General features: G+C 48.7%; 6 protein-coding genes, 5 tRNA genes and 3 rRNA genes. 12 read left to right on the top strand and 2 right to left on the bottom strand.

Annotated features, from left to right (window positions below; translation table 11 throughout):
- The first annotated feature begins 237 nt into the window (after positions 1–237).
- The 10 genes from U6B65_08630 to U6B65_08585 all read left to right on the top strand — a co-directional run bounded on the left by U6B65_08630 (position 238) and on the right by U6B65_08585 (position 8,668).
- A 16S ribosomal RNA gene (locus tag U6B65_08630) occupies positions 238–1,754 on the top strand.
- A gap of 192 nt (positions 1,755–1,946) precedes the next feature.
- Positions 1,947–2,022, top strand: a tRNA-Ala gene (locus U6B65_08625).
- Between the two features lie 55 nt (positions 2,023–2,077).
- Positions 2,078–2,154: transfer RNA gene (locus U6B65_08620), tRNA-Ile, on the top strand.
- Positions 2,155–2,297: 143 nt separating this feature from the next.
- Positions 2,298–5,138 (top strand): 23S ribosomal RNA (locus U6B65_08615).
- Between the two features lie 84 nt (positions 5,139–5,222).
- A tRNA-Lys gene (locus tag U6B65_08610) sits at positions 5,223–5,298 on the top strand.
- A gap of 5 nt (positions 5,299–5,303) precedes the next feature.
- Positions 5,304–5,378, top strand: a tRNA-Glu gene (locus U6B65_08605).
- Positions 5,379–5,432: 54 nt separating this feature from the next.
- Positions 5,433–5,549: ribosomal RNA gene (gene rrf, locus U6B65_08600) — 5S ribosomal RNA — on the top strand.
- The 16S, 23S and 5S rRNA genes sit together here with 5 tRNA genes alongside, the layout of an rRNA operon.
- A 49-nt stretch (positions 5,550–5,598) precedes the next feature.
- Positions 5,599–5,674, top strand: a tRNA-Asn gene (locus tag U6B65_08595).
- A 552-nt stretch (positions 5,675–6,226) separates the two neighbouring features.
- Complete coding sequence (locus U6B65_08590; GenBank protein ID WRS26411.1) at positions 6,227–7,732, top strand: CoA-acylating methylmalonate-semialdehyde dehydrogenase; 1,506 nt, start codon at positions 6,227–6,229, stop codon at positions 7,730–7,732.
- Between the two features lie 591 nt (positions 7,733–8,323).
- The gene (locus U6B65_08585; GenBank protein WRS26410.1) at positions 8,324–8,668 is read left to right on the top strand and encodes a YbaN family protein; all 345 of its coding nucleotides are present in this window, start codon (positions 8,324–8,326) and stop codon (positions 8,666–8,668) included.
- 146 nt (positions 8,669–8,814) lie between these two features.
- Here the strand turns inward: U6B65_08585 and tnpA are convergent, their stop codons facing one another.
- Both tnpA and adhE read right to left on the bottom strand, forming a co-directional pair.
- Positions 8,815–9,285: an IS200/IS605 family transposase gene (tnpA, locus tag U6B65_08580; protein WRS26409.1), complete on the bottom strand. Its 471-nt coding sequence runs from the start codon at positions 9,283–9,285 to the stop codon at positions 8,815–8,817.
- A 211-nt stretch (positions 9,286–9,496) separates the two neighbouring features.
- Positions 9,497–12,097 (bottom strand): bifunctional acetaldehyde-CoA/alcohol dehydrogenase, encoded by a 2,601-nt coding sequence (gene adhE / locus U6B65_08575; protein ID WRS26408.1) that lies wholly within the window; start codon positions 12,095–12,097, stop codon positions 9,497–9,499.
- Positions 12,098–13,046: 949 nt separating this feature from the next.
- On the opposite strand from adhE, the gene U6B65_08570 reads away from it, so the two are divergent.
- Positions 13,047–13,586: a sigma-70 family RNA polymerase sigma factor gene (locus U6B65_08570; protein WRS26407.1), complete on the top strand. Its 540-nt coding sequence runs from the start codon at positions 13,047–13,049 to the stop codon at positions 13,584–13,586.
- Positions 13,587–13,655: 69 nt separating this feature from the next.
- Entirely contained in the window at positions 13,656–14,783 is a 1,128-nt protein-coding gene (locus U6B65_08565) for a beta-propeller domain-containing protein (GenBank protein WRS26406.1), read from the top strand.
- Positions 14,784–14,789: the final 6 nt, after the last annotated feature.

Here is a 14,789-nt window from a genome sequence, read left to right as displayed (position 1 = left end):
TGGCATGGTATTATAACTAAGCTGTCTCGAGCGAGAGCGACGGCGGCGAGAAAAGAAAGCACCTTGAAAATTGAACAACATTAGCTGTTTTGATAAGAAAGAAACAGCCCTTAGAAAATTCTTTTAAGAAAAACCTAAAGCGAACGAACGAACGCTAGTAAGTTTGAGAGCAAAGGGTGACAAAGCTTGATTGAAAGTGATATTGGACTTGCAGTAATGCGAGTTTAAATATACCAATTAATTAAGAGTTTGATCCTGGCTCAGGATGAACGCTGGCGGCGCGCCTAACACATGCAAGTCGAACGAAGCCTTTTGGAGTGCTTGCACTCCGGCTGGCTTAGTGGCGGACGGGTGAGTAACACGTGAGCAACCTGCCGAGAAGTGGGGAATAACGTCTGGAAACGGACGGTAATACCGCATATAATACCGAGAAGGCATCTTCATGGTATGAAAGGAGTAATCCGCTTCTTGATGGGCTCGCGTCCGATTAGCTAGATGGTGAGGTAATGGCTCACCATGGCGACGATCGGTAGCCGGACTGAGAGGTTGAACGGCCACATTGGGACTGAGACACGGCCCAGACTCCTACGGGAGGCAGCAGTGGGGGATATTGCACAATGGGGGAAACCCTGATGCAGCGACGCCGCGTGAGTGAAGACGGTCTTCGGATTGTAAAGCTCTGTTGCAGAGGACGATAATGACGGTACTCTGTGAGGAAGCCACGGCTAACTACGTGCCAGCAGCCGCGGTAATACGTAGGTGGCAAGCGTTATCCGGAATTACTGGGTGTAAAGGGAGCGCAGGCGGGGACTCAAGTTGGATGTGAAATACCGCAGCTTAACTGCGGGGCTGCATCCAAAACTGGGTCTCTTGAGTGAAGTAGAGGTAGGCGGAATTCCTAGTGTAGCGGTGAAATGCGTAGATATTAGGAGGAACACCAGTGGCGAAGGCGGCCTACTGGGCTTTTACTGACGCTGAGGCTCGAAAGCATGGGGAGCAAACAGGATTAGATACCCTGGTAGTCCATGCTGTAAACGATGATTACTAGGTGTGGGGGGACTGACCCCTTCCGTGCCGGAGTTAACACAATAAGTAATCCACCTGGGGAGTACGGCCGCAAGGTTGAAACTCAAAGGAATTGACGGGGGCCCGCACAAGCAGTGGATTATGTGGTTTAATTCGAAGCAACGCGAAGAACCTTACCAGGTCTTGACATACCACGAGTACCCTAGAGATAGGGAATGCCCTTCGGGGCGTGGATACAGGTGGTGCATGGTTGTCGTCAGCTCGTGTCGTGAGATGTTGGGTTAAGTCCCGCAACGAGCGCAACCCTTACTATTAGTTGCTACGCAAGAGCACTCTAATGGGACTGCCGTTGACAAAACGGAGGAAGGTGGGGATGACGTCAAATCATCATGCCCTTTATGACCTGGGCTACACACGTAATACAATGGCAATTAACAGAGGGAAGCAATACCGCGAGGTGGAGCAAATCCCCAAAAATTGTCCCAGTTCGGATTGTAGGCTGCAACTCGCCTGCATGAAGTCGGAATTGCTAGTAATCGCGGATCAGCACGCCGCGGTGAATACGTTCCCGGGCCTTGTACACACCGCCCGTCACACCATGAGAGTCGGTAACACCCGAAGTCAGTAGCCTAACCGCAAGGAGGGCGCTGCCGAAGGTGGGATTGATGATTGGGGTGAAGTCGTAACAAGGTAGCCGTATCGGAAGGTGCGGCTGGATCACCTCCTTTCTAAGGAGCTAACAAAACGTAAAGTTTTGTAGTATCCGGTCAGGTAAGAGCTGTTACCAGAATAGATGAGAGTTTTAAAAGAATTGCTTTCGTTGAGTTTTGGCAAAAACACTAATGTTGTTCGATTTTGAAGGTACTTTTAGTACTTTCAAAAGGGTAAGAGAGGGAAGCGAGCCTACAAGTCTCCCATATGGGGGTGTAGCTCAGCTGGGAGAGCACCTGCCCTGCAAGCAGGGGGTCAGGAGTTCGATCCTCCTCATCTCCACCATGACCTTCGGGTCAGGAGACAAGTAGAGGAAGCCCCGACTCTAACCGTTCTACATGGGCTCATAGCTCAGGTGGTTAGAGCGCACGCCTGATAAGCGTGAGGTCGGTGGTTCGAGTCCACTTGAGCCCACCAATGGATTCTTTGAGAATCCGGATGTACCTTGAAAATTGAACAATGGAAAAGAAGGTTTAAGTAAAGATTTAATCTATGCAGGAAACTGTATAGTTTGGGTAAATTACTACAAAGAAGCCGAAGAACAAAGCAAGAACACATAAGGTCAAGCTACAAAGAGCGCAGGGTGAATGCCTTGGCACTGGGAGCCGAAGAAAGACGCGATAAGCTGCGATAAGCCATGGGGAGCCGCAAATAGGCCTTGATCCATGGATTTCTGAATGGAGCGATCCGGCAGTGGTAAAGCACTGTCATCATACACTGAATTCATAGGTGTATGAGGGGAACCGCCTGAACTGAAACATCTAAGTAGGGCGAGGAAAAGAAATCAACCGAGATTCCGCAAGTAGTGGCGAGCGAACGCGGAGAAGGCTAAACCAGAGGCAGCAATGTCTCTGGGGTTATGGACTGAATACGGCATTGCAATCGTCTAGCAGAAGTGAATGGGAAGTCATACCATAGAGCGTGAGAGTCGCGTAAGCGAAAGATGAGAGCAGCTATCAGTATCCAGAGTACCGCGGGACACGAGAAATCTCGTGGGAAGTCGGGGGGACCACCCTCCAAGCCTAAATACTCCCCAGTGACCGATAGCGTATAGTACTGTGAAGGAAAGGTGAAAAGAACCCCGGGAGGGGAGTGAAATAGAACCTGAAACCCTGTGCTTACAAGCACCTAGAGCACGTCAATGTGTGATAGGGTACTTTTTGTAGAACGGTCCGGCGAGCGTATGTATGCAGCAAGGTTAAGGACTTATGGTCCGGAGCCGAAGGGAAACCGAGTCTGAATAGGGCGAAGGAGTTGCATGCATAGGGCCCGAAACCGGGTGACCTATCCATGTCCAGGTTGAAGTGACGGTAAAACGTCATGGAGGACCGAACCAACCCCCGTTGAAAAGGTGGTGGATGAGGTGTGGATAGCGGAGAAATTCCAATCGAACCCGGAGATAGCTGGTTCTCCCCGAAATAGTTTTAGGACTAGCGCTGTAATTGAGATTACTGGAGGTAAAGCACTGAATGGGCTAGGGGCCGAAAGGTTACCGAACCCTATCAAACTCTGAATGCCAGATAATCATATACAGCAGTCAGACTATGTGAGATAAGTTTCATAGTCGAAAGGGAAAAAGCCCAGACCCACAGCTAAGGTCCCGAAATGTCATTGAGTGGAAAAGGATGTGGGGTTGCATAAACAACCAGGATGTTGGCTTAGAAGCAGCCATACATTTAAAGAGTGCGTAATAGCTCACTGGTCGAGTGACCCTGCGCCGAAAATTTAACGGGGCTAAATGACATACCGAAGCTTGGGATTCATCCATTTAGGATGAGTGGTAGGGGAGCGTTGTATGCGGGGTGAAGCATGAGCGGAAGCGCATGTGGACTTCATACAAGTGAGAATGCCGGAATGAGTAGCGAGAATTATGTGAGAATCATAATGGCCGAAAACCTAAGGATTTTGGAGGAAGGTTCGTCCGCTCCAAGTTAGCCGGGAGCTAAGGTGAGGCTGAAAAGCGTAGCCGATGCACATACGGTAGAAATTCCGTAGCCGTCGAATGATTTAAGCAGAGGGACACTGAGAAAGCGTGTGACCCGGGCGTTGGTTGCCCCGGGCGTAAGGGACCGAAAATTAGTAGGGAAGCACATGTGGAATCAGGCGAGAAAAGCTCTGCGGGATATCATAGACGCCCGTACCGCAAACCGACACAGGTAGGTAGGAAGAGAATTCTAAGGCCAACGGGAGAAGCGTTGTTAAGGAACTCGGCAAGTTGACCCCGTAACTTCGGGAGAAGGGGTGCTCAGGAAACTGAGCCGCAGAGAATAGGTCCAGGCGACTGTTTAGCAAAAACACAGGTCTGTGCTAAATCGAAAGATGAAGTATACGGGCTGACGCCTGCCCGGTGCTGGAAGGTTAAGAGGAGGAGTGCAAGCTCTGAATTGAAGCCCCAGTAAACGGCGGCCGTAACTATAACGGTCCTAAGGTAGCGAAATTCCTTGTCAGGTAAGTTCTGACCCGCACGAATGGCGTAACGATCTGGACACTGTCTCAACAGCGCACCCGGCGAAATTGTAGTACCGGTGAAGATGCCGGTTACCCGCGACAAGACGGAAAGACCCCATGGAGCTTTACTGTAGCCTGATATTGGATTTCGGTATTTCATGTACAGAATAGGTGGGAAACTATGAAGCAAGGACGCCAGTCTTTGTGGAGTTGCCTTTGGGATACCACTCTTGGAATGCTGAAATTCTAACCTGCAGCCATGAATCTGGCTGGGGGACATTGTCAGGTGGGCAGTTTGACTGGGGCGGTCGCCTCCAAAAGAGTAACGGAGGCGTTCAAAGGTTGGCTCAGTACGGACGGAAACCGTGCATTAGAGTGTAAACGCATAAGCCAGCCTAACTGCGAGACCGACGGGTCGAGCAGTAACGAAAGTTGGAGTTAGTGATCCGGTGGTTTGTTAGTGGAAATGCCATCGCTCAACGGATAAAAGCTACCCTGGGGATAACAGGCTGATCTCCCCCAAGAGTCCACATCGTCGGGGAGGTTTGGCACCTCGATGTCGGCTCATCGCATCCTGGGGCTGTATTCGGTCCCAAGGGTTTGGCTGTTCGCCAATTAAAGCGGTACGCGAGCTGGGTTCAGAACGTCGTGAGACAGTTCGGTCCCTATCTGTCGTGGGCGCAGGATATTTGAAAGGAGCTTTCCCTAGTACGAGAGGACCGGGATGGACGCACCTCTGGTGCACCAGTTGTCACGCCAGTGGCACAGCTGGGCAGCTATGTGCGGAACGGATAAACGCTGAAGGCATCTAAGCGTGAAGCCGACCTTAAGATAAGATATCCCACTGAGTTAATCAGGTAAGACCCCTTGTAGACTACAAGGTGATAGGCCCAATGTGTAAGCGCAGCGATGCGTTAAGCTTGTGGGTACTAATCGGTCGAGGGCTTGACCTTGCAAGTGTGTTGCTTGCTTTGTTTGGCCGCTTCCATTCCCTTCTTTTTCCATTGTTCAGTTTTTAGGGTATATCCCTGATATGTGCACCACTAGCTCAGTTGGTAGAGCAGCTGACTCTTAATCAGCGGGTCCTGGGTTCGAGCCCCTGGTGGTGTACCATTTTTGGCCCGTTGGTCAAGCGGTTAAGACACCGGCCTCTCACGCCGGTAACACGGGTTCGATTCCCGTACGGGTCACCATTTATTGTCTTACTTAGCTTGTTGTTCTTTACAAGGCAGTTAATTTGCTACATAGTCGGCGTTGATGACGGTGAGGTTCCACCCGTTCCCATTCCGAACACGGAAGTTAAGCTCACTTGTGCTGAAAATACTTGGATGGTGACGTCCTGGGAAGATAAGTAGATGCCGGCATTAGATAACACAGGGAGATAAAGTATTTGCTTTGTCTTCCTGTCTATATTCCTCAATAGCTCAGTTGGTAGAGCATGCGGCTGTTAACCGCAGGGTCGTTGGTTCGAGTCCAACTTGGGGAGCCATCAATTTATAGCTGGAAATAAAACGCATCTCACATTGTGGGGTGCGTTTTATTTTTGTAATCGTTGAAGGCCTTCTACGAAAAGAAACGCATTGGTGATTTTAAGGCATTGATATAAAGCCAAAGTATAATCTTTTCATGCGTTTTTTCTGTCAGCCACTTATAAATGTAAACTCTTTCGCCTGGAACCAATATGATTAGGTATTTTAACAGTAATTTGCTATTAACTTACTCAATATTTTGGGCCTTAAAGGTTGCAATACCTCAATAGCTGTAGTATAATAAAATTGTTCTGTATGGTTTGTTGATAGCTTATTTTAGTTGGCGCATTGCATTGCGATTCCAAAAAAGCTGATAAATACTCTCTTTTTGGGAGCTTAATGTATAGATTCTATTTTCGGCTTGTATTTTTCACTGACAATAGCTTTGCAGTGTTCATTTTTTAGATGGTATGCCTTCACTATAAGTTAATCAAAACATAACCATAATATGCTAGTCTGTATATGTGGCAATGAAATTTATCAACCATATATCAATATAGGAGGTCACAATCATGTCAAAGAAGCTCCAATATTTTGTGGAAGGCAAATGGCTGGATTCTGAAACCACCAAGTACATGGATGTTTACAACCCCAGCAAAGGCGAAGTCATTGCACAGGCTCCTTGCTGCACCCAGGGAGAGGTAGAGCGGGCGATTGCTTCTGCACGCAAAGCTTTCCCGGTCTGGTCCGATACCCCTGTTATGAAACGTGTTCAGATTCTTTATAAGCTGCGGGATCTGATTAGTGAGAACATGGATCGCCTGACCGAGCTGTGCGCTACCGAAAACGGTAAAGCATGGGGCGATGCAATGGGTGATGTGCTCAAAGCAAAAGAAGGCACCGAGATGGCTTGCGGCATGCCCACTTTGATGCAGGGTGAGAACCTGATGGATACCTCCAATGGTGTCGACACCAGCCTGTATCGGGAGCCCATCGGTGTATTTGCTGGTATTGTTCCTTTCAACTTCCCTGCCATGATTCCGATGGGCTGGATGACCCCAATGTGCATTGCAGCCGGTAATACCATTGTAATCAAGGCTGCCAGCATGACCCCTATGACCTGTATGGAGATTGCTAAGCTTTATCAGCAGGCTGGCCTGCCGGATGGCGTTATCAATATCGTTACCTGCTCCCGTGCAGAAGCCGATATTCTTTTGACTCACCCCGATGTCAATGGTGTTTCCTTTGTTGGTTCCACCAAGATTGGTCTGCATGTATACTCCAAGGCCGCTGCTCATGGCAAACGTGTACAGGCTCTCTGCGAGGCCAAGAACCACGCATTGGTGCTGGAGGATGCTCCTATCGGACGTACTGCCGCCGGCATCATTAACGCCTCTTTTGGATGCGCTGGCGAGCGCTGCATGGCTCTCCCTGTCGTTGTGGTGCAGGAAAGCATTGCCGATGCTCTGGTAGCTTCTATTGTTGAGAAAGCTAAGGCCCTTAAGGTTGGCCCCGGATATTTCAAGGATGTTGATATGGGTCCTGTTATTTCCGCTGACCACAAAAAATTTGTTCTGGATTGGATCGAGACCGGCCTGAAAGAAGGCGCTACTTTGGCTCTGGATGGACGCAACGTTCAGGTCGAAGGCTGCCCCGATGGCTATTATGTTGGGCCTACCATCTTGGATCACGTGACTTCTGAAATGACCATTGGTGATAAAGAAGTCTTCGGTCCTGTGCTTTGCATCAAACGTGTCAAGACCTTTGAAGAAGGCCTTGATGTGATGAATAAGAATGAATTCGCCAACGGTTCTGTTATCTTCACCCAGAACGGCTACTATGCCCGTGAATTCAGCAAACGTACCCATGGCGGTATGGTTGGTGTCAACGTTGGTATTCCCGTTCCTGTTGGCTTCTTCCCCTTTGCTGGCCACAAGCACTCCTTCTTTGGCGATCTGCATTGCTTGGGCAAGGATGGTATGCGCTTCTATACCGAAACCAAGTGCGTAACCACCCGGTGGTTCGATGAGCACGAACTGAAGCGTGAAAAGGTCGATTCCTGGGATGGCACCATCTAAGGAATAGAATCCTTTATACAATTGTCTGCATACATGGCTTCTGGGTCGATTGCAATCGGCTCAGAGGCTATTTTTTTATGGAGAGTCGGCCATATTGGCTCTCTATTGCGTATATACTTATATAGATGCGAAATTGCGTGTTTATGTGTATGGAGTCGCTATAGACCGTCTGCGGCGGTTAGAGGCAGATCGCTGCTGTTTAAATCCACACCGCGGTTTTGAACCTATACGGCTATAAGCACACGAGGTTGGCCTGAATTAAAAAAATATGCTATACTTTAGTATAAATAGATGGTTGCTTATACTAATCTTCTACTGAAAAGTCGAAAGACTTTTCAATAAGCCCCATGAAATGCGGCAGCGGGCACACCCGTGGAGATGTTGTTCAATGCGTTCTGCCTGCGCTTTCAGTGCAGCGGCAAGCGGTGCTTGCCGGATTAAACAATCCATATTTTTATCGATTGTTTAATCGCAGATAAATATTATGCGGCTGAATTGTTTGTAAGAAAAGGGTGAGAGTGAATGGTTTCAGAGTCGTCTTCCAAAAAGGCAGTAAAGAATACACATTCATACAGTGCGGGGAGAACCATTTTGCTGGTCGGTGGTCTTGTTTTTGTTGGCCTGGGGGCCTTGGGTGTTGTATTGCCTGTTCTCCCTACCACACCTTTTCTATTGTTAGCCGCTTATTGCTTTTCAAAAAGTTCCATTCGATTTCATCGCTGGTTATGCTCTACACACCTTTATCAAAAGCATATGGCCAGCTATGTCAATGAACAGTCCATGCCCCTTAGAACAAAGCTGTTTATTCTTCTATGGTCTTCTACTGCCATGATCGCGGCCGCTTCTATGACATCTGTGATACTGGTTCGTATCATCCTCACCATTATTTTAATTTTTCATTGGTGGTATTTTATTTTTTGCATTAAAACCAAATAGATAAAATAACAAAGTCAAAACCTCCGGCTAAGCCGGAGGCTTGAATAAGCCCTAGAAGGGCACAATACAGACAGTACCCCTAAAGGGGTCCCGAAAGATCTGCCATCCGCATTGCTTTCTCGGGCAACCCCTAAAGGGGTACGTTTTTATGCCTTGGTGTTCTTGCTACCCGTAAACGGGTCAGTGTACTCCTTGAGACTCATCTGATCGGATAGCTCATCTTCCTCCAATTGCTTTTTGATATACTCCTGTATCTGCTTTTTATTCCGCCCTACTGTATCCACATAATACCCTCTTGCCCAGAAATGCCTATTTCCATATTTGTACTTCAAATTTGCATGACGGTCGAATATCATTAAGCTGCTCTTCCCTTTTAGATACCCCATTATCTGCGATACACTAAACTTTGGTGGTATACTGATTAGCATATGGATGTGATCTGGGCATGCGTTCGCTTCTATAATTTCTACCCCTTTTTGATCACACAATTTCCTTAGGATAAACCCTATGTCTGCTTTAATTTCCCGATATATTACTTGTCTCCTGTATTTTGGTGCAAATACTACGTGGTATTGACATCTCCACTTGGTATGTTCTAAACTGTTTATGTCTTTCATTTAAAGACCTCCTCGATTTTTTAGTTAGGTTGGCAGACCTTAACTTTTAATATATCGGGGAGCTTTTTTCTTGTCCATACCTATAAGGTCTTTCTCCACCGGCAAAGCCGGTGGTTCTTAAGCAATAAAAAAGAAGGAACCGGCACGATGAAAGCCGGTTCCTTCTTTTTCGGACATTATATTAAGGATTAGTCAAGGGTAAAATGAAGGGTTATTTCCCGTAGTAGGCTTGCAGGTAGATCTCGCGAATCTCTTTGATCATGGGGTATCTGGCGTTGGCGGTGGTGCACTGATCTTCCAAGGCACGATCGCAGAGGTTATCCAGCTTGGCAAGGAAATCTGCCTCAGCAATGCCGCACTGCTGGATGGAAGTCACCATATTAAGGTCCTTCATCAGCTTCTGAATAGCCTGAACCAAGTTTTCTACACTCTCTTGGGTGGTCTTGCCGGCCAAGCCCAGATGAGCAGCGATTTGCGCATATTTTTCATCGGCAATAAAGCTTTCATATTTGGGGAATGTGGCAAACTTGGTGGGCTTCTGGGCATTGTAACGAATTACATAAGGCAGAAGAATGGCGTTGGCACGGCCATGGGGGATGTGGAACTCACCGCCCAGCTTATGAGCCATAGAATGGTTCAGGCCTAAGAAAGCATTGGTGAAGGCCATACCGGCAATGGCGGAAGCATTGTGCATCTTCTCACGAGCCTTGGCAGAGCCGGACTTAAAGGATTCAGGCAGGAATTCAAATACCAGCTCCACTGCCTTCATGGCAAGACCATCGGTGAAGTCAGAGGCCATGATCGAAACATACGCTTCAACTGCATGGGTCAGAACGTCCATACCGGTATCCGCTACAATTGCAGGGGGCAGAGACATAACAAACTGGGGATCAATGATGGCCACATCAGGGGTCAGAGAATAATCGGCCAGAGGGTACTTCACATTGCCGTTAACCTTGTCGGTGATAACCGAGAAGGAGGTGATTTCCGAGCCGGTACCCGAGGTGGTGGGGATACAAACCATCTTGGATTTTGCTCCCAGCTTGGGGAAATGGTAGGCTCTCTTACGGATATCCATAAATTTCAGGCGCATGCCGTCAAAGGAGGTCTCGGGGTGCTCATAAAACAGCCACATACCCTTTGCAGCATCCATAGCGGAACCGCCGCCCAAAGCGATGATCACATCAGGCTGGAAGGCCTTCATAGCTTCCACACCACGCATAATGGTTTCCACAGAAGGATCAGGCTCAACATCGGAAAAGATTTCACTGTGGCAATAGGTCTTGCGCTTGCGGAGGTAATAAAGGATTTTATCCACATAGCCCATCTTAACCATAGTGGGATCGGTTACGATAAAGGCACGGCTGATATCTTCCATTTTCTCCATATACTGAATGGAGTCGTTTTCAAAGTAGATTTTGGGCGGAATCTTGAACCACTGCATATTAACCCTCCGTTTTGCCAGACGTTTTTTGTTATACAGGTTAACCGAAGAAACGTTGGAGGTGGTGGAGTTGCGTCCAAAAGAACCGCAGCCCAAGGTCAGGGAGGGGGTATTGGTGTTGTAGATATCGCCGATAGCACCTTGGGAGGAAGGCGAGTTGGTGATCACACGGCCAACCTTCATTTCCTCGCCATACTGGCGGCAAAGCTCTTCATCGGTGGAATGAATGACAGCGGAGTGGCCGAGACCACCGAATTGCAGCATCTTGCGGGCCTTCTCGAAGCCTTCCTTGCTGTTTTTAACAACAAAGTAAGCCAGCACAGGGGAAAGCTTTTCTCTGGAAAGAGGATAATCGGGGCCCACATCATCCAGCTTGGCAATGAGGATTTTGGTATCCTCGGGAACAGTAACACCGGATTTGGTGGCGATCCAATGAGCGGTCTGGCCCACAACATCCGGGTTAACAGCGCCCTTGGCGGAGTTGATTACAAAATCAGAAACCTTCTTGATCTCGTCGCCTTTGAGGAAGTAGCAGGAATTCTCACTCATATAAGTTTCGAAATCCTTGGAGATTTCTTTATCCACAATAACAGCCTGCTCAGAAGCACAGATCATACCGTTATCAAAGGTTTTGGAAAGCATCAGATCGGTGCAGGCACGCTTCAGGTTGGCGCTTTTCTCAATGTAGCAGGGAACGTTTCCAGGGCCAACGCCCAAAGCGGGCTTGCCGGCGGAATAAGCGCTCTTGACCATGGCGGAGCCGCCGGTGGCCAAAATCATGGAGATGCCGGGGTGATTCATCAGCTGGGTGGTAGCATCAAGGGAGGGAACCTCAACCCACTGAATGCAATCCTTGGGGCCGCCTGCTTTAACAGCGGCATCCCGCAGGATGCGGGCAGCTTCCACCGAACATTTCTGAGCGGAGGGGTGGAAAGCGAAAACAATGGGGTTACGGGTTTTGGCGGAAATCAGTGCCTTAAACATGGTTGTGGAGGTGGGGTTGGTAACGGGGGTAACACCGGCAACGACACCAACCGGCTCAGCAACATCTACATAGCCTTCCAGCTCATTTTCATCCACAACACCAACCGTCTTCTGATCCTTGATGGAGTGCCAGATGTATTCAGTGGCAAAAATGTTTTTAATGATTTTATCTTCGTAAATGCCTCTTCCAGTTTCTTCCACGGCCATTTTAGCCAGCGGCATATGTGCATCCAGCCCGGCCAGAGCCATTGCGTGGACCATAGCATCCACCTGCTCTTGGTTCATGTTCATATACTCAGACAGAGCCACCTGTGCCTTATCCACCAAGGTATTAATCATAGTGGCGGTATCGGGGGTCTGCGGGGTTGTTTCTTTTGTTGCCATTTGGATGTTCCTCCTTCAGCAGCATGTTGTTAATGATTTAACAATATAATATGTTATTTTTATAACAATGTCAATCCGTATTTTAAACTTTCTAGCACTATGTGTTTACAATTTTTTTTTAAGAATCCATAAGAAATATATTTATTTTGCGCAATTGGCGGGCGTTTACTCCTTAATGGGCATAAGTTGAAAAAATTGTCGGGATACGGTATAATAACCTCACCCCGGGCGCTTGCATTTCCTGCGGGAAATGCTAAAGTGGCCTTCAGCCACAAAGCGCCTCATGGGGGAACCAGTTCCCCCATGTACCCCCTCCGGCCTCCGGCGGGGATAAGATCAGGGGCCTATGCTAGAGCTTAAACCCTCAACCCTCAACCAGTTCCCCCATGTACCCTCGACCGCCTCCGGCGGGGGGAAGGGCAAAGTCTTCGCCCAACGCCAAAGAGGGCTTTTTTCTTTGATGACTTTCTTTTTCAGCCAAAAAGAAAGTTATTGCCCGTGCGGCATAAGCACGGTCTAAGCTGAACAAGATGTCGCCTACTTATTTTTGGCTCTGGGGGTACCAAGGGGGAGCGCCCCCTTGGCGATTCTTTGCATCCTTTCTCATCGTGGAGAAAGGATGTGCCAGCCGCACGGCATGAGTGCGGAAGTGAAGAAAATTATCTTTGCAAAGCCGAGGAAAGAAGTTTTACGGTATAATATCTGCTAACGCAGACATTCTATGTTTCGTTCTTATACTTAGACTAAAGCCATGAGAAATGATATCTCTTGATATGCAGAATGCTTGCCCCGATGCCCGAGCATGCCAAAGAGAAAAAAGAAAATATTTTATACATATGCAGTATTCGGCGGAGAAAGCCGCACTATAGTAATAGAACAGCCAAAGCCCCTTGGGGCCTTTGGTGCTGTCTGTTCTTCTAGTGCGCCGCCAGAATTTGGTGGTGTTTCAGTGATCGTTGATCCAATAAAGGTAGAGGCCGCGCGCAGCGGCGATAAGGAAAGCTTTGCTCAGGTGTATGAAGCCATTGCACCTGATTTATATAAGGTCGCCCTTTATACCTTGGGCAACGCCCACGATGCCGAGGATGTAGTGAGCGAAACCTTTATAGAAGCCTATAAAGGGATTCAGAAGCTGAAGGATGTTACCAGCTTTAAGGCTTGGATGATGAAGATTTTATCCATTCGCTGCAAACGCAAAATCGGCGAGTATGTTAAGGGGAAAAACACCTACGATATCGAGAATTTTCTGACTGTTATCACAAGCGGCGAAGATGTTTCGGAGCAGGCCTCCGAAAAGATAACCGTTTTGGAGGCTATGCAGCGCCTGACTTCTCAGGAGCGCTTGATTTTGACCCTTTCAGTGCTGGAAGGTTACACTACCAAGGAAATTTCCAGCATAATGGGCACCCCCCATGGAACAGTCAGCTCCAAGCTGCATCGCACATTGGCCAAGCTCCGCAAAATGCTGGAGCCGGGGCAATTTCAGTGACATCATTTTTTCCGGAGAGGGTTGGGGGCTTTGGCAGAGCGTCAAAACAAACAGGAGGCTAGGCGGGAAATGCTGTATACCGCTAAATATATTGGCAAAACACTGGATGATCTCATTGATCCGGTGCAGCTTCCCTCTGCCCTGCGGGGAGAAGCCCTCTTGAAAAGCATTCAGGATATTCAGCTGCCGCCTTTGCGCCCCAAGGTGAGCTTTTGGCAGCAGCTTAAAACCTATAATTATCGCCCGGCCTTGGCCTATGCGGCCGCCTTTGCCGTTATTGTGGGTGCCTTTTATGGCTTTGGCTTTAATGTAATCACCAATGACCTTGTGGGTGGAAATGTGCGGGTTGCCCCCAGCACAGCCGCCGCTCCCGAGCAGGCGCAGCCTCAGCCCCAAGCGGAGCTTTTTTCACAGGAGATTCCGCAGGAAGCTCAGAGCGCCTCGTCTGTTTATCAGCAGGAACCCAAAGCAGAGATGGCGCCCCAATCCGTTCCGGTGCAGGAAGAAGCAGCCAGCTCCGGCCGATCGGCATCGACAGCACAGGATCGGCGATCCGGTGGTATAGGCGGGCCGGGAAAATCCCAGCTGCTGAAAACCCAAGGGGAATATGACCTTTATTACCGCAACAACGACCGGACTGATCCGGATAAAGAAAATACCTTTGTCACAGTGGAGTTGATTCATTCGGTTACCCAGCAGGCGGTTTGCCAGCTTAGTATACCCGGTATGGATAAAATCCGGGATTTGTTCCTCTCCCAGAACCAATTGGCTGTTGTAGGCTCTCATGCAGACCGGGAAACGTCGGTTCGGGTTTATGACCTGACCGATATGACCGCCCCCCAGGAAAGCTATTCCGACAGCTTCCCCGGCCAATATGCTACCAGTGGTATGGGCCAAAATGTGCTGTATCTGGCGGCCTGCGGCGATGCAGGCGTGGCTTTTTCCAAAGAGGGTGAACTCATTGTACTTCCCGGAGCCGATCAAAAGAATTATACTGTTCTCATGGCTCTGCAAACAGGCATTGCCAGCCCCAAGGTGACCCGTAAAGTTGTGGCGGGGGGAACCTCCCCGGTGTATCTATCTTCGACCTGTGCTTATGTCACCTATCAGAAGCAGGTGGCTGAAATCACCCTTGAAGGCTTGGATATGCAGCTGGGTGAACTTCTGGATAAACTTCCTGAAACCATCGATGCCTAAGGATTG

The organism is Oscillospiraceae bacterium MB08-C2-2 (assembly GCA_035621215.1).
Classification (GTDB): domain Bacteria; phylum Bacillota; class Clostridia; order Oscillospirales; family Ruminococcaceae; genus WRAV01.
Note: the sequence above shows the minus strand (reverse complement) of the source record. Positions and strands in the feature narration are given on the sequence as shown.